This window comes from Psychromonas sp. KJ10-5 (genome assembly GCF_055808325.1).
Genome location: NZ_CM147864.1, coordinates 1,198,622 through 1,221,897, shown reverse-complemented (window position 1 = coordinate 1,221,897; position 23,276 = coordinate 1,198,622). Strand labels below are relative to the sequence as shown.

The window sequence follows — 23,276 nt, the reverse complement described above, 5'->3', positions numbered from 1 at the left end:
ATTAATAAGCTATACCGATTTGATGACACAAAGGATTGGTATTAAATTTTCGCTTCGGAGTAAAGCATGACAGAATCAACAACTCGCTGGTGTTCAGACAAACTAGTTTTAATTGCTGCATTAGCAGCTATTTCTCTTTCTGTATTTCAAATCTGGCAGGGTATTACCGCTGACTTATCTGCCCCTGTGTTTAGACCTATCCATTTGAGCTGGGTACTTATTTTGGTCTTTTTAACCTTACCCTTAATCAAGTCTGAAAAATCGACGGCTATTTATCTACTTGGGCGTATCTTTGATATTATTTGTATTACAGCCATTGCATGGGCTTCTTATAAGATCGTCTCTTTTGATTACGATGACATTATGTTCTTAATGGATGGATTAACCTTCTTAGATCAACTTTCTGGGTTAATTATTATGGTGTTATTGCTTGAAGCAACACGCCGTACAGTAGGAATGGTGATGGTGATCATTGCTGCATTATTCCTTGCTTATGCTATTTTTGGTAACTATTTACCTGGTTCAATCGCCAGCAAAGGGTTTTCAATTGAAGAGATTGTACGATTTCATATCTTTTCTACCAACGGTATCTATGGAGCACCCTTAGCGATTGCTGCAGGTGTGGTATTTATCTTTGTGCTATTCGGTGCTTTTTTACAAGTAACAGGCGCAGGTAAGTTCTTTATTGATGCATCATTTTCATTAGCTGGTAAATATCGAGGTGGTCCAGCGAAAGCCAGTGTATTAGCTTCAGCTGCACTAGGTTCAATTTCTGGGTCTGCGATTGCAAATACAGTAACCACAGGTGCATTGACAATCCCAATGATGAAAAAGCTGGGTTATAAATCTGAACAAGCAGCTGGAATAGAAGCGGCTGCATCAACAGGTGGACAAATTATGCCGCCGGTAATGGGAGCGGGTGCCTTTGTAATGGCACAGTTTACTGGTATTCCTTATAGTGAAATTCTTTTAGTGTCTATTGCGCCAGCTATTTTATATTTCGGGTGCACCTTGCTTTACGTTCATTTAATGGCTTGTAAACTCGGGCTTAAAGGCATGGATGTTACACAGAAAATATCCGTCGTATTGAAAGATGGATGGCACTTTTTGGTACCTCTAATATTGATAACCAGTTTATTATTAATGAGCTATTCACCTATTTTAGTTGGTATTACTGGTTGTGTAGCAATCTTAGTCGCTGCAATGTGTCGTAAACATAGCCGAATTACTGTTTCAGTTTTTTTTGAAGGGATGAAAGAAGGTGCAATTCTAGCGCTTCCAATTAGCTTGTGGTACTGCCGGTATTGTTGTTGGTGTTGTTGGTCAAACAGGCATTGGGCTTCAATTTACACAATTTTTAATGGCGCTATCGGGTGGATATCTTTGGTCTGTTTTAGGTTTAATTGCCATTGCAGCAGTTATTCTTGGCATGGGATTACCCGTTACTGCGGCTTATATTGTGTTATCAATTATGGCGGTGCCAAGTCTAACAGAACTAGGTGTCGGTTTATTAGCAGCACATATGATCGTATTCTGGCTTTCACAAACCTCTAATGTAACCCCTCCAATTGCACTTGCAGCTTTTGCTGCCGCAGGTATTGCCAATACGTCTCCAATGAAATCCGCAGTGCAAGCCTTTAAGTTAGCACAAGGGTTCTTCATTATTCCTATCATGATGGCTTTCTCAGGATTAATTTGGATGGAAGGTGAAAATATAGACTTCGCTGTTGCGATTGTATTAACGATTGGATTAATCGTTGCTTTTGCCGGTTGCATAGAAGGGCGTTTAGCTACCAAGTTACCTGTAGTTTATCGAATACTTTTATTGGTCTCTGCTTTTGCTATGTTAGTACATTACCCGTACATTAATGTCATTGGATTAGTGCTGATTGTGATGATCACACTGCTTAATATACGCACATCAAAAAGCGAGAGAGTATTAACCAGCGAAGAAGTATAAATAGTAGACAAATTTTTTTAAAGTAAGTTAAGCTGTTGTAAAGTTAATAAATGTTACCTAATGCAGCTTAACTTATTGATTTATGATCTCATAACCCCATCTTAACGTAAGAGTAGTTAACATTAATATGCCACAGGGCATGAATAAATAATGACATCAAAAAAGGAGTTTTTATGAAATATAAATTGTTAGCAACGACTTTTCTAGCCAGTTGTTTTTCTACTTACGCTTCAGCGATTGAAGTTAAACTAACTGATTCAACATGGGATGGCGTTAAGATACCAGAAGGACAACAATGTCAGAAGTTTGGTGGACAAAACCCGATGACGCCGGCATTACAGGTTTCATCAATTCCTGCGGGTTCAGACACTCTTGTGTTAGCTTACAGTGATAGAGACTCAGAAAAAATGAATAACGGTGGTCATGGGATCATGAGTTATCAAATTGATTCGACATCATCAACTGTTTCAATTCCAAAAGTACCAGGTCACTCTTATAATTTGCCTGAAAAATTTACCATGATCGAAGCACACCGTAGCCCTGGTTGGGATAAAGAAGGAGCTTACATGCCTCCATGCTCAGGTGCAAAAGATCATGCTTACTACGTTACAATCAAAGCAATGAAAGGTGATCAAGTCACTGCAACTACTGTACTTGAATTGGGTAATTATTAATTAATGTTTCATTAATCAATACAAAATATGCGTGGTCATTATAAATTCACTTTAAAACAATTTTTAGTGAATTTTTTTTACCTCGCATTTGGTAACTTCAACGTTATTAACACTCATTAGATAATATCAAAACAACTTGAACGATCGTTATAATTATGTTTGAATGAGTGTTCAATTAATGAGGAGTTTCACATGATTAAATTTTATTTTCACCATACACCTAACCCAATGAAAGTTGCACTTTTCCTAGAAGAAACAGGTTTACCTTACGAAGTGGTTCCTCTTGATACATTAAAAGGTGAGCAGCATACACCTGAATACAAAGCAATTAATCCAAATGCTAAAGCACCTGCTATTACTGATGGTGAAACACGTGTTTTTGATTCTAACGCTATCTTAATGTACCTTTCTGAAAAATCAGGTAAGTTGACTGGTAAACCTGAAGACCGTGCTGAAATGCTTTCATGGTTGATGTTCATTGCATCAGGTCTAGGCCCATACTCTGGCCAATCTGTTCATTTTAGACATGCCGCTCCAGAAGGCTTAGACTATGCAGTTAACCGTTACTTACGTGAAGCTCAACGTCACTATGAAGTACTAGATACTCACATGGAAGGCCGAGACTTTATTGTAGGTAATGAATTCTCTATTGCAGATGTGTCTGCATGGGGCTGGGTTGATAAAGCAGCTGTTGTACTAGGAGAAGAGGGACTTGCACCTTACCCTAACCTAAAGCGCTGGTTTGAAAGTATTGATAGCCGTCCTGCTGTGGCACGTGCGCGTAATATCGCATCTGATGTGGAATTTAAAAAAGAGTTTGATGAAGAAGCTAAACGTGCTTTCTTCCCTTCAAATTATCCAAAAGCTTAATTTACCAATAAGGAGTGAATATGACTGATCAATATGTCCCACCTAAAATTTGGGTACATGATACTAATGGCGGCAATAAATGGGCTAACATTAATCGACCGGAGTCTGGTGCTACTCATGAAAAAGAGTTACCAGTCGGAGAGCATAAGTTGCAGTTATATTCCTTAGGGACTCCTAATGGTCAGAAAGTGACTATTATGCTTGAAGAACTATTAGCTTTAGGCATTAGTGAAGCTGAGTATGACGCTTATTTAATTAACATTGGTGAAGGTGACCAATTTTCATCTGGCTTTGTCGGTGTCAATCCTAACTCAAAAATACCAGCATTAGTTGATAAAACAGCTGATCAAGATCTCAATGTATTTGAGTCTGCTTCTATCCTTGTGCATTTAGCTGAGAAGTTCGGTCAGTTTCTCCCTGCTTCAGGTGTTGCCAGAACAACTACGTTTAACTGGTTATTTTGGGCACAAGGTTCTGCTCCATTTTTAGGTGGTGGTTTTGGTCACTTTTATGCTTATGCAGATGAAAAGTTTGAATATCCAATTAATCGATTTGCGATGGAAGCTAAACGTCAACTTGATGTATTAGACAAACAACTAGCTAACAATACTTTTGTTGCTGGGGAAGAGATCTCTATTGCGGACATGGCTATTTGGCCTTGGTACGGTAACTTAGTATTAGGTAATTTATACGATGCTGCTGAGTTCTTACAAGTTGAAACTTATACACATGTGATGCGTTGGGCTAAACTACTTGAACAACGCCAAGGTTTTCAACGTGGTCGTACAGTAAATCGTCCATTTGGAGAAGAATGGGAAAAAGTAGAAGAGCGACATTCTGCAGCGGATATAGATAAAGTGTTAGCCAAAAAGCCTCAATAAAGTTTGGTTGATAACATTTAAAAGTGGGTTAATGAAAGTTTCATTAACCCACTTTTTTGTATTTATCCAAGATTTAAATTTAATTTTTCTGGATATTGTTTAATCATCTCAATAAAACAGTCCGCCATTGAACATTGGGTAATTGTACCTTCACCTTCCATCATGGTTAAAGCATCATAACCTTCTTTTCCTTTCATGGTATAGGCGGAAGAGGTACCACGATAAAAAGTGTCAGGTTGCACTTTTATCCAGCCATTGCTTTTGTCAAATATCGCTAATTCAGTAATGCGTTTGCCAACAGGGCGCTCTGCACAATAGGTGAATGTTAAGTTATTTGTGTAGGGGTAACTTCCTGTGCCACTGCCTACAACACCATTATTGGTTGCATTATTAATTGCACCTTCGAGTGCTTGTTCAATATATTTACCTTGAATTCGATAGACCCCGATAGGTACTACAAAAGGCAGTAACTTCCCTGCAATGTCTGCGACAGAAATATCACCTTGATTTAATGATGAGCGAATACCGCCAGCATTATGGATCGCAAAATCGACTTTATGACCTAGTTTATTCATCATGAAAGAAAATGATTCTGCAACGAGAGGAACAAGGTCGCTGCCTCCTTTTTCATCAGGAATACGAATATGGCGCATATCCTGCGGTAAAGTAGCAATAATGGTATTTTGTAATTTTCGTACCCTTGGTATGTATTTATCCAATAAAAGACTCTGTAATAAAGGATCCTTTTTACAAATTATAATATTGTCATGATGAGTCAGGCGTTCACCGGCTTTAGCAGCAATGTCTCCATCGAGTGTGCTTAGTAAGCTTTTATCGTGACATAATCTACGACCAAAAAGTAATTCGTTTTTGCCCGCAAAAGAAGTGACTCTGCCATCCTCAGCAAAATCAATATTACAATGACCTATGGCCTGAGCATGACACCCTGCTTGAACAATATAAGTATCATTAATACACTCACCATAGTCTGCTTCGTGTTTAAGTCCAATATCACTAAAATCTCCTTGCAATACATGCGTATGCCCACCAACGATTAAACTAATGCCTGTTACCGCCTTTGCTAAATCTTTATCTCCCTCATAGCCTAAGTGACTTAATAGGATGATCTTATTTATCCCGGCTGCTTGAATTGCTTTAACGGTGTTAATAGCGGTTTCAATGGCATTAGTAAATGGTGTATCAGGATCAACATTAGCAATATCCATCATCTTATCGATAGAAAGGCCAAATAAAGCAATGTATTCACCATCTACACTTTGGGTTATCCAGTTCGCTGTTTTGTGTTCAGCTTGGTATGTGAAGAGGTTATCGCGGTTACTTAATTGATGTGACTTTGTGGGTAATTCATTTGAAAGGTCCCAATTACCCGCTAACAGCGGAAACTCGATACGGTCAAGAAAGTCAGCGATAGGTTGATTACCCATATCCAATTCATGATTACCAATGGTCATCATATCAATACCTAATGCATTAAGCATTTCAGCATTTGCTTTACCTTTAAATAAGGAAAAATATAAAGTACCTTGGAAACAATCACCCGCGTGTAAGAATAGAAAATGTCTCTGTTGTTCTTTCGCTGAAGCTTTGAGTTGTTTTACTCTGGTCGCTATTCGAGAAAATCCACCATTACTCACGTATGGCGAGATACTTTTCCCTTCTATATTTAACTGTAATTGTAACGCATGAGGTTCAAAGTAGGAGTGAGTATCATTAATATGAGCAAGTGTTAATGTCACTGCTTTATTGTTTTTTATCATAAGCCTTCTTAATTGATATTTATCTCAATTATAATCCACTAATAGGATAGGCTAACACTATGGTTAAAAGTTATAAATAATTATTAATAAAATCATTAACAATAAAAAAGGGGCCTTGTTATTGCTACAAGACCCCCAAAGCGGTTAAACCTAATAATTAAATATTAATTATTATTTTTCCCAAGCAAATGATTCAAACATTGGATCAACGGGTGTTTTTGCTACGTGGTTAACGTAGTTACTGATTGTTTTTTGTGACAAGCCAAGAATGACTTCTAATACTTGTTGTTGTCCATAACCTGCCGCAAAAAATGCATCCATATCAGCTGCTGGCACATTACCACGGTTACGTACCATGCTTAATGTGAAGTCATGTAAAGCTTGTAGCTTCGCTGTAGGCATTTTATCACCATTACGCAGGGCTTCTGTTAATGCTGCATCTACATTCATCGAATGTGCAATGCCTGTATGAGCAGGTACACAGTAATGACATTCATGTTCCACATTGATTGTTTGCCATACAACTGTTAACTCTTCTGCATCGAAAGAAGTGTTTGTGAATTGTTCATGTAGTTGTGTGTAAGCTTTTAAAATGGTTGGTGCTTCAGCCATTGTACCGAATAAATTTGGCACCACACCCATTTGTTTAATAGCACCTTCAAGAATTGGCTTACTTTGTGCTGGAGCTGTGTCTACTGTATGAATTTGAAATTTGCTCATTACTTTACTCTCTCTAGTGAAAAATGAATTTTGAAGATTACTCTTCAATCAGTAAATCCATCATAATTCATTGTGAACGAGTGTTCAAGTTGTTTGTAACGATCGTTCAAATTTATTGAGATATAAAATTAAATAAAAGATAGGGTTAAATACGACAATATAAAGAATGCAATGTCTGCGTGATACAAGCAGTCTATGTAGTTGTTATAAACAAAAGATTTGTGAAGAAAAAAGAGGGCATTAGCTATTATATTGTTACTGAAATTATTAGTATCAAACTAATATTGTAAATCTTATATATAATAGCTATTGGTGGTTAGATTAGTGAAATGGAGAACCGATGAAAATTTCATTTACAAATTTGTTAATCGTCTCGACATTGCTATTAACACGCGCATAAGTTCTTAAACCTATGATTTGTACTTGAATATAACTGGCTAATTCTTTGGCATCTTTATCTGATGCAATCTCGCCAAGTTTAATAGCTTCAGTAATGATCTCTGCAAATTTATTTTCAACATTGGCCAATAATAGCTTAGCTTCATCTAATAATTCCTTATTATCTGCGTCAGTTAATTCGGAGATAGATTTAACTATCATGCACATGCAACTTGGTTTGCCTTCTAAATTCTCAATAACCAGTTTTCTGATAAACAGTTTGAGACCTTCTAAAGGAGAACTTGTTTCTGCTAAACAGTTTTCTAAGACTTCACCAGTCTTGTTGGCATAATACTGAATCGATTCTTTGAATAGATTGTCTTTACTACCAAACGTTGCATAAATACTGCCAGGACGAAGATCAATAGCTGTCTGTAAATTGCGCATAGAAGTACCGTGATAACCTTTACCCCAGTATAAATTTGTCGCTTTTTGTATTACTTCTTCTCGGTCAAACTTGGCAACTTTACTCATAAACAATCTTTTTATTTTTAATGGAACACTCGTTCATTATACAACTAAACACAAAGCTTACCAAGCGTTACAGGGTATTTGTTAATAACAGAGTGAATGGACAGGGGACAATAAAGATGGGTTATTTATCTTTTTTACTATGAAATGCACTAGGCATGACTTCTACACCTACCATTTTTCCTAATTTAATAATAATAGGAATAGTAATCGGTGCAAAGGGTAACAATGCAAATACACCTAAACCCAACCCTTTCAAAATATCTAAAAACTGCTCGTTAGCGATTTTCATTTCAGATTTTGTAGCTTGGCCCTTTGTATAACGTTTATAGATAACTAACATTAATTTTGTTTCTTGTTTTTCTTGTGCCAGCGCTATTTTCAATTTAAGCATAGCTCTTTTTGTTTTTAGCCTTGCTGCTAATTTTTGAATTCGAATAACTCGAATGGGGGCCTTGTGGATTTTGTGTAATGTTTTCATTATTTACTCATTATGAATGTGTTAATAACAGTAAATGTGAAAAGACGTTACTGATAAAAATAGTGGTTAGATATAAGTGATAGCAGTCTACCGTTTAAATGTAAAAACAAATACAGCGTTTTGCTTAATTTATCATAAAAATAAATTGGTTAATTCTCAAGTCTGTAAGTACTAGCTAAGCAATTACTGACAGACCTTAGTTAAACGCAGAATATTTTAATAGGGTTTTACAGAAGTGAATGGTGCAACTTATGATAACTATCACTTTACATACAGTTTTTCATATATATTATTGTTCGTATGTTTTTAGCTTATATGGTCATAAATAATGAATAATTCAACAAAACCTAGAGTACTGTTTCTTTGTACAGGTAATTCAGCTCGTTCACAAATGGCGGAGGCATTATTACGCCATAAAGCTGGCAACAGATTCGATGTGTATAGTGCAGGAACTCATCCCGAGACTGTGGATCAAAGAGCATTAGATGCGCTAGCAAAATATGGCATTGAAACAAAAGGAGTGATGTCCAAAGATGTTGACTCTTTTACTGGAGAAGCTTTTGATTATGTTATTTCTCTTTGTGATAAAGCTAGCGTGGAATGCAGAAGTTACCCAAATGCTGGAAAACAACTTGCGTGGGATTTTCCAGATCCTAAAAGCCGCTCAGGTGATCAACCTTTCTACTTGACATTAAATGAACTCAATACGCGCCTAGCAATGTTTTTATTAGTTGAAGAAAAACAAATAAAACAACCTGAAGAGCAAGCTAATGAAGCGTCTTTGAACGAGTTTTTTAAGTGTTTAACGGACCCAATAAGGTTAAAAACCTTGATGCTTTCTCATTATCACGGTGAGTTATGTGTCTGTGAGTTAATGGAAGCGCTACAAGAAGAGAGTCAACCTAAGGTATCACGTAATTTAGCAGTACTTAAAAAATCCAACATTATTAAAGATAGAAAACATGGACAATGGGTATTTTATCAAATTAACCCAAACCTACCTTTATGGGCTAAAACTGTGATTGCTCAGACAACTGAAAATAATATAGGGACGATCACCAGTGAATTACATCGATTAGATATTATGAAGAATCGCCCTAATCGCGCTAGTTTTTGTAAATAAAAGATAATAGGAATAAGTTAATGGGTATTTTTGAACGTTATTTGTCTGTTTGGATTGCAATCTGTATTACTACCGGTGTGATACTGGGCTTATGGCAGCCAAGTGTATTCGAAACGTTAGCAAGTGTAGAGTTTGCTCACGTCAATATTATTGTGGCTGTATGTATCTGGGTGATGATTTACCCAATGATGGTACAAATTGACTTTTCATCTATTAAAGATGTTGGTAAAAATCCAAAAGGATTAATATTAACGGTCATCATTAATTGGCTGATTAAACCTTTTACTATGGCCGGATTAGGTTGGTTGTTTTTCAATTTGTTATTTGCCGATTTAGTGGATCCTGCTTCTGCCCAAGAATATATAGCGGGTATGATCTTGTTAGGTGTTGCTCCTTGTACTGCAATGGTTTTTGTTTGGTCTCAATTGACTAAAGGTGATCCGAACTATACCTTAGTACAAGTTTCTGTGAATGATGTGATCATGATTTTTGCTTTTGCACCTATCTCAGCACTGTTACTGGGTGTAAGTGATATTCAAGTACCCTGGGAAACATTGATAATTTCTGTTGTGCTTTATGTGTTTTTACCTTTACTCGCAGGGAGCATCACAAGGTATTTATTATCCTCCAACAGCCATTCTGTTGATGGCTTTTTATCAACAATGAAACCCTGGTCTGTTATTGGTTTATTAGCGACGGTGGTTTTATTATTTGGATTTCAAGCTAATACCATTATTGCTGAACCGCAAACCATACTATTAATCGCTATCCCACTTATCTTGCAAACCTACGGTATCTTTGCCGTTACCTATTTTATCGCTCAAAAAATGAAACTACCGCATAATATTGCTGCACCAGCTTGTTTGATTGGTACTTCAAACTTTTTTGAATTAGCAGTGGCTGTTGCAATCTCATTATTTGGTTTACATTCTGGTGCTGCGCTAGCTACTGTAGTCGGAGTACTGGTAGAAGTGCCTGTGATGTTATCATTGGTAGCGATCTTAAACAGAATAAAAAGTAATCGTATTTAATAGCACCAATACCTAATGTAAGAATTTAACCTTAATTATAAATGGAATAGATTATGCAAACACATCCTTATGATATTTTACCTTTAGACAATGGCGCTCAACTTATTTTCACTCCTTGCCCGGGGACTAAAGAAACGACTGTTGATGATGCATTAACAACACTAAAAGAGGAAAAAACAGCGATGTTGATTACCTTAATGTTTGACCAAGAGATGGAAAAAAATGCAGTCACAACACTACCTCTATATTGTAAAGAACAGGGTATTCAATGGGTGCAACTACCAATTTTGGATGATGATGCCCCCGGTGGTGATTTTGAAAGTCAATGGGCGAAACATAAACCAGAGATTATTGAGCTAATTAACAATAAAGGTACCATCGCTGTACATTGTAAAGGTGGCTCTGGTCGAACAGGTTTAGTAATAGGGCTAATCTTATCAACGCTAGGCTGGCCCGCGAAAGAAGTAATTAAAACGGTACAATCAATGAGGCCTAAAGCACTATCACATCCTGTTCAGCTTGATTATTTTAATCGTTACACTAATTAATATAATCAAGAGTTAAAGTAACAATTAAAAAGCACCTACTGTTCAGGTGCTTTTTTGCTATTTAGAGGGATTATTTTATTAATCTAGTACTTATTTATTAAAAAATGCGCTATTTAGATGCGCTTATTGCACCTCTTCGGCTCACACATATTGTATTTTGTTTAGGTAAGATTCGTCTTTAACACGATGTTGATAGTTCAATGGCGTGGCCTTTACCAGTCTTTTAAACTCTCGTAAAAAGTGTGGTTGGTCAGTAAAACCTAGATCATATGCAAGGTTTGAAAAAGTTACATTTTCGCTGTGATTTATTTGATAAATCGCAGATTGACAACGAATAATCCGACTGTAAGTTTTAGGTGACATTCCCATATCATTGTGAAAATTTCGCTGTAAGGTTCTAATACTGTAACCAGTTAAATCCTCTAAATCCTTTATTTTAATATTACCTTGGTGTTGGCAAATATTCTGGATGATTTGAGTCGTTGTACAAGTTTGTTGTCGTTGTGATTTTTCCATCATAAACTGATTAAAAAGATCAACTTGATGATTAAAACTATTACTGTTTGAAACCTCTTCAACTAATTGATTTGCTTTTGGAATTAGATCTAATAAATTATAGTGGTTATCAATTAATTCACTTGCAGAGACATTAAGAACATCTGGCATCACTCCTGATTTAAAGCGGATACCAAAGTAACGATTATGTGCTGTTAATTCGATGTTGATGGCTTCTAATGGTGTGCCAAATACTTCTGCATTAGGGCTACTATCGTTGCAATCAAATAGCACATCAATGCAACCATCTGGAATAGCAAATGGTGCTTCACTACTATCGCTCGCTTCAAAGGTATAAAAGTGAGAAATAGTGTCATTATTCGCACCTGCTAACGAGAATTTTTGCTCTGCATTCATCACTAACCAAGGTTGCTTATGATGGATATGCGCCAGTTGATTCACTATGGATAAATTAGCCATAACATGCTCAGAATTGTTAATAAGATAATTAATACTCAGCAAGCTTGATGCCAAAATTCTGCTCCGATAAATAACAGAATATATGCTTAAAAAATATTCAATCGTGTCGTAAATATACAATCCCCCCCCAAAACAGTGCTCTATTATCGTTTGCAACAGCTGAAATGTAAGCTTCAAAAATCGAAGCATGTTCAGCAATCTATCACTTTCAATAATAGGTACTGAAATGGACAACGATACGAAAATTGATTTTATTTATTTATCTGAGCAAGACATGATTAAAGCGGGTGTTACTGATATGCCGAGTTGTGTCGATACAATGGAAGATATGTTTAAGTTACTTTACAAAGGTGACTACCGAATGGCTGGTGAAAATAATGATTCTCATGGTGCCATGATCACTTTTCCTGAAAAACCAAAATTCGATACTATGCCTCGTCATACAGCCGATCGTCGTTTAATGGCAATGCCTGCTTATTTAGGTGGAGATTATCAAACCTGTGGAGTTAAGTGGTACGGCTCTAACATTGAAAATAGAGAAAAAGGCCTCCCTCGCTCGATCTTGATGTTTATTCTTAATGATGTTCATACCGGTGCTCCATTAGCTTATATGTCGGCAAACCTGTTATCGGCTTATCGTACTGGTGCTGTACCAGGTGTTGGTGCTCGTCATTTAGCCCGTAAAGACGCCAAAGTTATTGGTTTACTAGGACCTGGCGTAATGGGGAAGACATCTGTTGCTGCATTTATGTCTGTTTGCCCTGATATCGACACCCTCAAGATAAAAGGCCGTGGCCAAAAAAGCTTAAACGATTTTATCGAATGGGTTGGTAAAACATTCCCACAAATCACTAATGTATCAGTTGTCGATACGTTGGAAGACGTTGTCCGTGATTCAGATATTGTAACTTATTGTAACTCTGGAGAAACGGGGGACGTATCAACTTATCCCGAAGTAAAACGTGACTGGGTGAAACCTGGTGCATTCCTATCAATGCCTGCTTATTGTCGTTTAGATGAAGCATTAGAGAAAACAGATGTTAGAAAAGTGTTAGATAACCCTGGCCTTTATGAAGCTTGGTTTAGTGAAGTGCCAAAACCTGCACACCAATATATCCCTATTATAGGTGTTCGCTTCTTAGACATGGTCGAGCAAGGGACCATAGACGCTGATTCACTAGAAGATCTCGGGAAAATAACTGCTGAAGAAGCTCCTGGACGTCAAAATGATGAAGAAATCATTATCTTATCAGTAGGTGGTTTACCTGTAGAAGACGTAGCGTGGGCAACTAAAGTTTATCGTAATGCATTAGCCAATAAAATTGGTGTGCCGTTAAACCTTTGGGAAACACCTGAACTTCGCTAGCACTAGCTTAATCATCAGATTTGTCACTATTTTCAGTGTCAATATTTCAAGTTTAATGATCATTTGTTCAGCTTAAAACTGAGCAAATAAATTATACACATTAACAGGTAACAACATGACTAACATTATTAAAGTAAACACCGCATCACCATTAGAAAAAGTAGCCAGTTATTCACGCCTCATAGTCGTTGATAATTGGATATATGTGTCAAATACAGCGGGAAGAAACCCTGAAACTAAGCTTATTCCTGATGACCTTATCGAACAAACAGAGCAAGTATTTAGCAATATCGAAAAAGCTTTAAAGGTGGTCAATGCAAGTCTACAAGATGTGGTTATGTCACGTGTATTTATTCAAAACCCTGCAGATACACATCAAGTCATGGAATATATTGGCACTAAATTTAAAGGAGTAAACCCTGCAACAACAGTGACTAATCCTTCATTAGGCTCACAGGCTTATAAAGTTGAACTTGAAGTCACTGCTTACCGTGGCGCTGGTAATTCAACAGTACAGCAGATTTCAATCTAATTTTAGATATTAAATTCGCTGCGTCACTGCCAGGAGAGTCATGATGACAAAAACACTAGAAAGATTAACCACACAACAAGCAATGCCAGAGGCTACTAAAGTAGTGATTATTGGTGGTGGGATTGTTGGCGTATCAGCTGCTTTAACTTTAGCGGAACGAAATATTCCGGTTGTATTGATTGAAAAAGGGCATATTGCAGGCGAACAGTCTTCTCGTAATTTAGGTTGGATACGAAAAACTAGCCGCCATTTTGATGATGTGCCCTTGGCATTAGCAGCAGACAAATTATGGGCAGGTATGCCTGACCGAGTCGGACATGACCTCGGTTATAACCAGTGCGGTATTATGTTTCTTGCGAAAACTGAGGAACAAATGGCCACGCATGAAACTTGGCTTAGATCTGTTCAAGATCTAAATCTTGATTCTCGCCTTGTTTCAACCAAAGAGGTCAATAATCACGTACCAGGTGGAGAACAACAGTGGGCAGGTGGCATTTATACCCCTTCAGATGGTCGTGCTGAACCTGCAATAGCAACTACGCAAATGGCCAAAGCAGCTATTGCCAAGGGCGCTACTATTATTGAACATTCTGCTGTACGAGAAATTACCACGTCTGGCGGACAAGTTTCAGGCGTAATGACTGAACATGGAGGGATCAAGTGTGAACAAGTGCTGCTGGCTGGTGGTGCTTGGTCAAGAAGACTGTTAGGTCACCATGGCGTGTCTTTACCTACTTTACCATTGGTTTGTTCAGTGATGCGTACTAAAGAGATGCAAGGGCCAACGGATATTTCTGTGGGTGGGCCAGACTTCTCCTTTAGAAAGCATCAAAACGGTGGTTTTATTATCACGCAACGTGGCGCGTTAGATGCTCTCATCACCTTAGATCATTTAACGATCGGCTGGAAGTACTTAGCACAACTACGTACTCAACGGAGTTTTTTGCGTGTGTCGATGGGTAAACACTTTTTTGATGACCTGGCGATAAAGCGCCGTTGGAAGTGCAATCAGATGTCTCCCTTCGAACAAATTAGGATCTCTAACCCAGCCGTCAATTCTGCATTAAATTTGGAAGCATTAACTAACTTAAGTAATGCGTGGCCAGCCTTTGAAAAAGCAGAGTTTGACGAAGAATGGGCAGGGATTATAGACGTTACACCCGACTCAAACCCAGTCATTGATCATATTAGTCAGATTCCCGGTTTAACTATTGCCACAGGATTTTCTGGTCATGGTTTTGGGACTGGGCCTGCTGCAGGGTATTTAGCCGCTGATCTCGTTGCTAATACTTCACCAATTATTGATCCAACCCCGTACCGTTTTAGTCGTCTCTAAGACGGTCAATATTTAACACTATAAAAGGAATTTAGATATGAATGATATAGCACATTCTGCATTGGCCTTTACAGCCAAGCAGCATAAACCTAAATCTAACAAATTGGGTTTACCAACCATGATGGGTATTTGTATTGGTTTAGTGATAGTACAAGGCGCAATGATTTCGGCAACTCAAGGGATCGGTATTGGAGGTACATCCTTTATTGCTGCGATGTTTGTTGCTTTAATTATCTCTCAGTTTAATGCAATGAGCTTTGCTGAATTATCACTTATGTTCCCACAGGAGGGGACACTAGCCACTTATACTCAAAAAGCAATTGGTCACTTTCCTGCCATTGTGTCAGTTTTTGCTGGTTACGTTGTTGTTGCTGTTTTAGCAATTCCAGTTGAAATGTTTTTAATTGATGCCATGTTAGGAGAGTTGATTCCTGGTGTGATGCCTGGAAAAATAGTCCCGCTCATTATTTTAGCGGTATTAACAGTTACTAATTTAATCGGTACAGATATCTTTGCTAAAATTCAAAACTTATTAGCCTTTGTTTTGGTTACAGCTTTAGTTTTAATTGGTGGATTATCTATCACGGGTATCGCTGAACCCCACCCGCAATTAACAGGTACTGTAGTGGATTGGAGTTTTGATGGTGTTTTAGATGGAAGCTTTATTGGTTTAGTTGCATTAGCAATGTGGTTAATGGTTGGAGTGGAATATATCTGTCCTATGATCAATGATGTTAAAAATCCTGAAAGAAATATCCCTAAAGCCATGCACGGATCTTTATTTTTAATCTTTACTATCTTCTTAGCATTTGTGTACGGCGCAAGTTTGTACTTAGATGTCGAAACATTAACGGGGTCACCTATCCCATATCTTGATTATTCAAGCGCGGTGTTCGGGAAAAGTGGTTTATTAATTGCGACTATCATGGGTATTGCTGCAACCTGCAGTACGATTAATACCGTTTTAGCGTCAGTACCAAGAATGTTGAGTGGTATGGCTGACAATAAACAAGCATTTCCTCAATTAAATATTAAAAACCGTTACCAGGCACCATGGGTGGCGATTATAATGATTGCCGTATTAACATCAATTCCATTTTTATTATTAGGCATAGATTCATTAATCCTGCTGGTAATTGCTGCAACTACAAGTTGGCTACTGGCTTATATCGTTGCCCATATTAATGTGATGGTTTTACGCAAACGTATGCCTAATCATAATCGTCCGTACCGTAGTCCTTTTTTTCCTATTCCACAGGTACTGGGTATTGTCGCTATGGTTTATGTGGCTATTAATAACTCGCCATCGCCTGAAATGACGCAAGCAGTATTTACTATCAGCGGTACTATTTTATGTATTATCAGTATCATAGGTGCATTATGGGTTAAGTTTTATATGAAACGTGATTTATTTACACCTGACATGGATTAAGAAAAGTCGTTTAGCCTTTATTGATTATAAAGATAAGGGCTAATTTTCTTACTCCGCTTATAATATTCCTTGATTATTACCATAGGTAACCTTCCTAGATTAAAATTTTATTTAACCCTGCTAACCTTAGCCTGTATAGTTAACAAGTTCTAAATGATAGTTATTTGTATTTATGTTTTTAATTCATTACAAATGCTATTGATGTTAATAAGGAAGCTAGGTTTCTCGTGAAAGGATCAACTAACAATTCATTGAATCGTATTGAGTCGGTACTTGAATATATCGAAAACTCATTACACTTGCCTTTGTCATTAGAAGATCTCGCTAGTAAAAGCTGTTGGTCACGTTGGCAATTACAACGCATCTTTCAAGAATATACCCAACAAAATGTCGCTCACTATGTACGCCAACAGAAGCTATCTAAAGCAGCTGAACTTGTATTACTAAATAATAAGAGAATGATCGATATTGCCTATATGCTTGGCTTTGGTTCAGAAATGTCATTTAGTCGAGCATTTAAATCCTATTTTAATATGAGCCCTAAGCAATATCAGAAACGCGGTTTACGGATGGGCATAAAAAAGCCATTAATTAAAAGCCCCTTCACTGAAACTGAATTAAACTCCTTATTTGTTCAAATCCGAATTGATCATCTACCTAAAATGACTATTTATGGTGTGCAAAGTAAAATTAAAGGGATTGCTTCCGTTGTTCCTGATTACATGCAAACCGTTCCGGATACTTGGCGACAATTCGAAACATTTTCTAATGCACAAAAAATCGATGTTGAACAATACTTTGGAGTGATCAGTGTTGATGAGTCAGAACAAGAAGGGCAGTTATCCTACCTTGCAGGTACGCTACAACCGATAAAAGGAGCGAGTCAAATTGACTTATCGGATCAACATTACGCGGTTGTTTCTTTTGAGGGGCCTACCAATAAGTTTGCAAAGATTGTCGAGTGGTTTGTATTTTTTTGGTTACCTAACTCTGAATACGAATTGTGCGAAAGCCATGAGTTGGAGGTTTATAAGAAGCAAATTGATAAATCGAGGTTAGAAGTTGAGTATTGGCTTCCTATCTCACAAAGAAGTTAGAGAAAAAAGTGGTATAACAAAAAATAAAATAGTGCATTTAAAAATGCACTTTGCACCAAATTGTTAAGTTTTTCATTTTTAAATTGGTAATATCTAAATAATAATCATTATCAATTTAAATGGAAGAAACAGATTATCATGACCACTTCAAATGGAACCAAGTATTTCAAACCAACTACCTTAGCATCAGTGATTGCCATTGCACTATTTAGCCCTCATTTAGCGGCCGATGAAGAGTATGATAATGCAACCGAGTTAGAGACAATGTCTGTAATGGGAAAAGCATATCGTAATACGGCAACCAAGACTTCTCTTGCTCCAGAAGAAACACCGCAAGCTATTAATGTTATTGATGGTGAGTTATTACAAGAGCGTGGAGCTCAGTCATTGAATGAATCTTTACGTTATACACCTGGTGTTGTTACTGAAACGAAAGGTGGTGCTGTGACTATGTACGACACCTTTACTATCCGAGGCTTTTCTACTAGTCAAAGTTATTACGACGGATTAATACTTCAGCAATTAAATGGTTGGAATCTACAACCGCAGATAGATCCTATCGCCTTACAACAAGTTGAAGTGTTTAAAGGTCCCACATCAGTATTATATGGTTCTATGCCACCTGGCGGTATGGTGAATATGATAGCTAAAGCCCCACAAGTTGAATCTAAAACAAAGCTTGGATTAAAAGTGGGCACGAGTGATTTAAAACAAATATCTATTGATTCTACAGGTCAAATTCCCAATAGCGATGTTTCTTATCGTTTTATTGGTCTTGCCCGTCAAAAGGATGGCCAGGTTGATACAACAGATGAAGAACGATACTTATTAGCACCTTCGATTACTTGGGACATGACTGATAGAACATCACTTAATTTGAACGTGTATTATCAAAATGATCCAGATATGGGGATGAATTCAGCCATACCTTCATCTGGCTCTGTATTCGACAATGTTAACGGGACCACCAGTGCAAGTACATTTGTGGGAGATGATAACTGGAGTACCTTTGAACGTGAAGTACTTATGTTAGGTTATAAATTTAGTCATGACTTTAATGACAACTGGACTTTCTTGCAAAATGCACGTTATACCAAAGCGGATTTGTACCAAGAAAATACTTATCATTATGCGAGTTATGATGAAACAACAGGAGATCTTGACCGCTATATATATTCTACTGATGAAAGCTCTGAAGCTTATGCTATTGACAATCAATTAGCTGGTGTGATTGATATTTCAGGTATCAAACACAATGTATTGTTAGGTATCGATTATCGTCAACTGAAAGGCGATTCAGCATATGATTACTATGGCACGACGAGTCAGTTCGGCACTTTTAATATCTTTAGTCCTGACAACAACTTAATTGATCGTGATGCATTAACTTCATTAGCTACTTATAATGATGAAATCTCTGTTAAGCAGTTAGGAGGTTACTTCCAAGATCAAGTACGCTTGAATAAATTAGTGTTGATTGCTGGTGGACGTTTAGATACTTATAAAAGTAAAAGTGATTACTCTGGATCTGTTACTGAAGCGGATGAAACAGAGTTTTCTTACCGCTTAGGTGCATTATATGAATTTGATAATGGACTCTCTCCATTTATTAACTATGCAACTAGCTTTGAACCTGTTGCTGGTCAAAGTGATTTTGGTGAAGCTTTTGTTGCCGAGACAGGTGAACAGATTGAAGTAGGTTTAAAATTCAATTCATCTGATTTCAGTAAAACAGCTACTGTATCTGCTTTCCAAATTATCAAAAGTAATGTTGTTATTTCTGACCCGAGCTCAGCAGATTATCAAGGTCAATTACAAGTGGGTGAAGTACGATCTCAAGGTGTTGAATTTGAAGGGAATTGGTTTATCACTGATAATGTAGACGTTTCTGCATCGTACACTTACACTGATATGGAAATAACCAAAGACAGTGATAATGGTTTAGAAGGTACAACACCAATTTATGTACCTACACATGCGGGTAACCTATGGGCAAATTACCACTTTGACGATCAATATTTACGTGGGACTCGTTTAAGTGCAGGTTTACGTTACGTGGGTGAAATGCAAATGGATGCGACCAATACACAAGGTAAAGTGCCAGATTATACCATTGCGGACTTATCTATTGGTTACGATATGAGTAATATTAGCAAATCACTATCAGGTATGAATGTAAACCTATCTGCTAATAATGTATTTGATACGGAATATTTCTCTTGTTATGACGATCAAAACTGTTGGTACGGTGATGAAAGAACCATTGAGTTGGGTGTAAACTTTACACTTTAAATGAATAATAGCCTCTAATATAAACCTCATAATATTTATATATTATGAGGTTTTTTTATATCCATTAATTAATCTTAATTGTAATTACAATTAAGATTAATTATCATTTAAAAATAATTTTAACCTTGTAATAACCTTAATAATGTAAAGTATAGTCGTGAATATTTAGATGTTTTAACGATAATAATAATAATAGGAACTTCAATGAAAAAGTCAGTATTGGCTATCTTAGCCATTTTATTAACCCTTCCCAACTTAGCTTATGCACACGTTATGCCTGGCGGAGGTGGATTCATGTCAGGTTTTTCACATCCTGTTTTAGGTCTTGATCACTTACTGGCTATGTTAAGTGTCGGTATTTTAAGTGCTCAAATGGGCGGGAAAGCAATTTGGAGAGTACCTGTTACATTTGTTATTGTTATGCTGATTGGTGGCATTCTAGGTATTAAAGGCGTTGAAATGTTTTCTGTGGAATTAGGCATAGCCATTTCAGTACTTGCACTAGGTATCTCTATTACTACTGAGAAAAAGCTACCACATTTTATCGCTATGTTATTCGTTGGCTTTTTTGCTATTTTCCACGGTTTTGCTCACGGGGTAGAAATGCCATACCTAGCGAAACCTGAAATGTATGCAGCTGGTTTTGTTGTCGGTACTGCCACTATCCATATTGCAGGTGTGTTTATTGCGCTTATATTAAAAAGAATCAAGCAAGGTGATCAATTACTTCGGTATCTAGGTGCTGGTATTGCGGGTGTTGGTTTCCATCTAGTAATGATGTAAAGCAAATATAACAGCGCTTTAATCTTCTTAAAGTGCTGTTATATTACTCATCTTTTATTTCTTTACATATTTTTCCTTTCTAAATTAATTGTATACGTTATATTTAATTCATTACTTACTGCGTTGAAAAGTTTAATTAATGAATAAATTACCTAAAGAGATAAAAAAAAATTGGCGTAAACAGGGGGAAGCGCCTGATTATCGTTTTTCTCTTGCCAATGAACGAACTTACTTAGCTTGGATCAGAACTGCTTTAGCGTTATTAGCTGGTGCAATTGGCTTAGACCAATTAACACCTGATCTAGCAAATCCTCAAATACGTTATGCTTTGTCTGCATTTCTTTGTATCTGCTCAGCATTGTTAGCTATTTTTGCATATCGACGTTGGGCGGCGAATGAAGCTTCTATGCGACATAAAAAGGCATTGAGTTATACCAGCTTCATCAAGGTAATTAGTAGCGTGGTATTTATTTTTAGTGGTGTGGTGATATTGGCTGTATTTTTATGAGTATAGAAGTAGGGGATCCAGGTCTACAACCAGAAAGAACCTTGATGTCATGGTTCAGAACCTATCTCTTACTTATTATTATCAGTTTTATATTATTGTTTGTTAATGCAAAAGTTGATTTAGTACTGTTTAAGTTATTTGCTTTAGGCTTGATTTTATTCACTACCATTAGTTTGATTTTACAAATTAAACGATTTAAACATTACGCTATACGAAATGAGACTGTTACATATCACGAAGTCATCGCTAAAGTTATACTTTCTTGTTGTGTTACTTTGACGTCATTGAGTTATTCAATATTTCTAATGATTAAAATATTCTCTAATTAACAGTCAGTCATAATATTAAATATAATAAAGTGTCTAGACAATTTAGACACTTTACCTATTTAGCTGATAAATCTTAATGACCACGATGGCCATGATGTTTTCTATTATGTTGTTGACTATGTCGAGGCGAAAAGAATAAAGATATAACAGGCCCATGCAACCCTAATTGAATAACAGGCCCTGGGGAACGGTGTTTCACTCTATTTTTAATTGCTCTTCTTTTCTTAATTTTCTGTACTTGACGAACATTTTTCTGGTGGCTAACTTTATGTTTATGATGAGCAGATGCTCCATGATGATTACTTGCATAAGCAGGTGTTGTTAATGCAAAACTAAAGGTAAATAGACCTGCCGTTAATAATGATAATGTCTTTTTCATGTTAATCTCCTCGTAAAGTCAATATTGACTTTGTTTCAGTGACTAAACTATAAAAGGTAACTATGTAGTAAATTTGCAGAAATTATGGAGATTAAATAACAAATTTAAAATATTAAAAGTCGTTTTATTTCAATACCCTAATGATTTATTGTTAAGGTAAGCATATTTAAAGAGATAAAATGTTATCAAAAAACCATAAGATTACCGTTAAAAAATACTTATTCTATTGCCCTTAAATACTAAAAATTCCTATTAATCGACCTTATATTAGTCTGCTACCTATCTTTATAATTTGAATCAATATTTAAGAGTAAGACACTTAATAGTATATTTAGTTTGAATCACCAACATATCGATTTGCCAGAGGAGTTGTTAGTTTAGTTTTAGAAGGTTAAAAGAGAGCTTTTAAATCGTATGATTAAATTTCATCTTTAATATTATGTGGTGATCCTAGCGTCTCAGCATGTGAATACTTTTCTTACTCCTATTTAAAATAATACTTTTCTCATTCTTACTTTTTATCTGTTTCATATTATCTACACAAAAAAAGCATGTTAGCCTTAAGTTAACATGCTTTTAGATTCATCAATCCTAGTGAATTGATTCTTTTATGCGGTTTATTATCTACACACATTTAGGTTGATTGAGCCTTGCCAATTAATGAGCATTCGCGATGATAATTGATGTGTTTACACCGTTACCAAATGAAATACTAAAACTAGTACTTGGTTGGCTTTTAACTCCTTTTTGGTGTGTTTTTTTAGCATGATTGTTATGCTTTACTATGACAACCTTCTGATTTTTTTTATCTTTTCTGTTTTGTTGTTGTTTATCATTATGCTTAACGGTATTTGTCACTACCGTTACATGCTGTGTATTTTTTTGATGTGAAGACTGTTCATGTCCTCTTGAGTTTGCCGATGCATTAAATGAAAAACTTGCAGTTAATAGGGCAGTTGCTAATACTAATAATGGCTTTTTCATCATCTTCTCCAAGTGTTCTACTTTATTTTTAAATTCAAAGTTTGTTTCAATAACTAAACTATACTGCTCAAATATGGAGTAAGTTTGTAGAAAGTATGGAGTTTGAAAATACCGAATTTATTAAATTTTAATATCACATCACCGCTCTTTATTGAGATCTGCTAAATCATTTATGCATTTAACTTTATTAAATAAACGTTAATTTATGCGGTCAGTATTAATAATGAATAGGAAAATTCTAGGATTGTTTGATTAAACACCCATATCTTGATCTTATTAGTATTAATC

At 36.4% G+C, this 23,276-nt stretch carries 23 protein-coding genes and 1 pseudogene; 17 read left to right on the top strand and 7 right to left on the bottom strand.

What is annotated here, in order from left to right; translation table 11 throughout:
• Positions 1-66: 66 nt before the first annotated feature.
• The 5 genes and pseudogenes from AC0L3W_RS05535 to yghU all read left to right on the top strand — a co-directional run.
• Positions 67-1,224 (top strand): annotated as a pseudogene (locus tag AC0L3W_RS05535) (TRAP transporter permease); the annotation flags it as partial.
• 79 nt (positions 1,225-1,303) lie between these two features.
• Positions 1,304-1,960 carry a TRAP transporter large permease subunit gene (locus tag AC0L3W_RS05530; protein ID WP_473575057.1) on the top strand — a complete coding sequence of 219 codons (657 nt, stop codon included), beginning with the start codon at positions 1,304-1,306 and terminating at the stop codon, positions 1,958-1,960.
• 173 nt (positions 1,961-2,133) lie between these two features.
• The gene (locus AC0L3W_RS05525) at positions 2,134-2,634 is read left to right on the top strand and encodes a hypothetical protein (RefSeq protein ID WP_409439459.1); all 501 of its coding nucleotides are present in this window, start codon (positions 2,134-2,136) and stop codon (positions 2,632-2,634) included.
• Between the two features lie 192 nt (positions 2,635-2,826).
• On the top strand, positions 2,827-3,504 hold the full coding sequence (locus AC0L3W_RS05520) for a glutathione S-transferase family protein (protein WP_409439460.1): 678 nt from the start codon (positions 2,827-2,829) through the stop codon (positions 3,502-3,504).
• Between the two features lie 20 nt (positions 3,505-3,524).
• Positions 3,525-4,385, top strand: a complete 861-nt coding sequence (gene yghU / locus AC0L3W_RS05515; protein WP_290038094.1) for a glutathione-dependent disulfide-bond oxidoreductase — start codon at positions 3,525-3,527, stop codon at positions 4,383-4,385.
• A 62-nt stretch (positions 4,386-4,447) separates the two neighbouring features.
• Here yghU and AC0L3W_RS05510 read toward each other — a convergent pair whose 3' ends face one another.
• The 4 genes from AC0L3W_RS05510 to AC0L3W_RS05495 form a co-directional block, all read right to left on the bottom strand.
• Positions 4,448-6,163: a bifunctional metallophosphatase/5'-nucleotidase gene (locus AC0L3W_RS05510; RefSeq protein ID WP_409439461.1), complete on the bottom strand. Its 1,716-nt coding sequence runs from the start codon at positions 6,161-6,163 to the stop codon at positions 4,448-4,450.
• Positions 6,164-6,334: 171 nt separating this feature from the next.
• Positions 6,335-6,883: a carboxymuconolactone decarboxylase family protein gene (locus AC0L3W_RS05505; protein WP_409439462.1), complete on the bottom strand. Its 549-nt coding sequence runs from the start codon at positions 6,881-6,883 to the stop codon at positions 6,335-6,337.
• Between the two features lie 321 nt (positions 6,884-7,204).
• Positions 7,205-7,795: a TetR/AcrR family transcriptional regulator gene (locus tag AC0L3W_RS05500; protein ID WP_290038097.1), complete on the bottom strand. Its 591-nt coding sequence runs from the start codon at positions 7,793-7,795 to the stop codon at positions 7,205-7,207.
• A 121-nt stretch (positions 7,796-7,916) separates the two neighbouring features.
• The gene (locus AC0L3W_RS05495) at positions 7,917-8,273 is read right to left on the bottom strand and encodes a hypothetical protein (protein ID WP_290038098.1); all 357 of its coding nucleotides are present in this window, start codon (positions 8,271-8,273) and stop codon (positions 7,917-7,919) included.
• Between the two features lie 328 nt (positions 8,274-8,601).
• Between AC0L3W_RS05495 and AC0L3W_RS05490 the strand changes: the two genes are divergently transcribed.
• Genes AC0L3W_RS05490 through AC0L3W_RS05480 form a run of 3 tightly spaced genes read left to right on the top strand, consistent with a single transcriptional unit; the run spans position 8,602 to position 10,975 of the window.
• Positions 8,602-9,396: a metalloregulator ArsR/SmtB family transcription factor gene (locus tag AC0L3W_RS05490; protein ID WP_409439463.1), complete on the top strand. Its 795-nt coding sequence runs from the start codon at positions 8,602-8,604 to the stop codon at positions 9,394-9,396.
• A 20-nt stretch (positions 9,397-9,416) separates the two neighbouring features.
• Entirely contained in the window at positions 9,417-10,427 is a 1,011-nt protein-coding gene (gene arsB / locus AC0L3W_RS05485) for an ACR3 family arsenite efflux transporter (protein ID WP_409439464.1), read from the top strand.
• Between the two features lie 53 nt (positions 10,428-10,480).
• Positions 10,481-10,975: a phosphatase domain-containing putative toxin gene (locus AC0L3W_RS05480; RefSeq protein WP_290038101.1), complete on the top strand. Its 495-nt coding sequence runs from the start codon at positions 10,481-10,483 to the stop codon at positions 10,973-10,975.
• A gap of 141 nt (positions 10,976-11,116) precedes the next feature.
• On the opposite strand, the gene AC0L3W_RS05475 is transcribed toward AC0L3W_RS05480, so the two are convergent.
• On the bottom strand, positions 11,117-11,950 hold the full coding sequence (locus AC0L3W_RS05475; RefSeq protein WP_409439465.1) for a helix-turn-helix domain-containing protein: 834 nt from the start codon (positions 11,948-11,950) through the stop codon (positions 11,117-11,119).
• Between the two features lie 226 nt (positions 11,951-12,176).
• Here AC0L3W_RS05475 and AC0L3W_RS05470 point away from each other — a divergent pair, with 226 nt between their 5' ends.
• The 9 genes from AC0L3W_RS05470 to AC0L3W_RS05430 all read left to right on the top strand — a co-directional run bounded on the left by AC0L3W_RS05470 (position 12,177) and on the right by AC0L3W_RS05430 (position 21,625).
• Positions 12,177-13,316 carry a tyramine oxidase subunit B gene (locus tag AC0L3W_RS05470; protein WP_290038103.1) on the top strand — a complete coding sequence of 380 codons (1,140 nt, stop codon included), beginning with the start codon at positions 12,177-12,179 and terminating at the stop codon, positions 13,314-13,316.
• Between the two features lie 115 nt (positions 13,317-13,431).
• On the top strand, positions 13,432-13,848 hold the full coding sequence (locus tag AC0L3W_RS05465) for a Rid family hydrolase (RefSeq protein WP_409439466.1): 417 nt from the start codon (positions 13,432-13,434) through the stop codon (positions 13,846-13,848).
• A gap of 40 nt (positions 13,849-13,888) precedes the next feature.
• Positions 13,889-15,184 carry an NAD(P)/FAD-dependent oxidoreductase gene (locus AC0L3W_RS05460; RefSeq protein WP_409439467.1) on the top strand — a complete coding sequence of 432 codons (1,296 nt, stop codon included), beginning with the start codon at positions 13,889-13,891 and terminating at the stop codon, positions 15,182-15,184.
• A 37-nt stretch (positions 15,185-15,221) separates the two neighbouring features.
• On the top strand, positions 15,222-16,616 hold the full coding sequence (locus AC0L3W_RS05455; protein WP_409439468.1) for an APC family permease: 1,395 nt from the start codon (positions 15,222-15,224) through the stop codon (positions 16,614-16,616).
• A 227-nt stretch (positions 16,617-16,843) separates the two neighbouring features.
• Complete coding sequence (locus tag AC0L3W_RS05450; RefSeq protein ID WP_409439469.1) at positions 16,844-17,713, top strand: helix-turn-helix domain-containing protein; 870 nt, start codon at positions 16,844-16,846, stop codon at positions 17,711-17,713.
• Positions 17,714-17,851: 138 nt separating this feature from the next.
• Complete coding sequence (locus AC0L3W_RS05445) at positions 17,852-20,005, top strand: TonB-dependent siderophore receptor (RefSeq protein ID WP_409439470.1); 2,154 nt, start codon at positions 17,852-17,854, stop codon at positions 20,003-20,005.
• A 204-nt stretch (positions 20,006-20,209) separates the two neighbouring features.
• Positions 20,210-20,788: a HupE/UreJ family protein gene (locus AC0L3W_RS05440; protein WP_290038110.1), complete on the top strand. Its 579-nt coding sequence runs from the start codon at positions 20,210-20,212 to the stop codon at positions 20,786-20,788.
• Positions 20,789-20,927: 139 nt separating this feature from the next.
• Positions 20,928-21,296, top strand: coding sequence for a YidH family protein (locus tag AC0L3W_RS05435; protein WP_290038111.1), 369 nt, complete (start codon positions 20,928-20,930; stop codon positions 21,294-21,296).
• Positions 21,293-21,625: a DUF202 domain-containing protein gene (locus AC0L3W_RS05430; protein WP_473574721.1), complete on the top strand. Its 333-nt coding sequence runs from the start codon at positions 21,293-21,295 to the stop codon at positions 21,623-21,625. Before AC0L3W_RS05435 ends, AC0L3W_RS05430 begins: the two co-directional genes overlap by 4 nt.
• A gap of 73 nt (positions 21,626-21,698) precedes the next feature.
• Here the strand turns inward: AC0L3W_RS05430 and AC0L3W_RS05425 are convergent, their stop codons facing one another.
• On the bottom strand, positions 21,699-22,004 hold the full coding sequence (locus AC0L3W_RS05425; protein ID WP_290038112.1) for a cytochrome c family protein: 306 nt from the start codon (positions 22,002-22,004) through the stop codon (positions 21,699-21,701).
• A 657-nt stretch (positions 22,005-22,661) separates the two neighbouring features.
• Positions 22,662-22,988 carry a hypothetical protein gene (locus tag AC0L3W_RS05420; protein ID WP_409439471.1) on the bottom strand — a complete coding sequence of 109 codons (327 nt, stop codon included), beginning with the start codon at positions 22,986-22,988 and terminating at the stop codon, positions 22,662-22,664.
• Between the last annotated feature and the right edge of the window lie 288 nt (positions 22,989-23,276).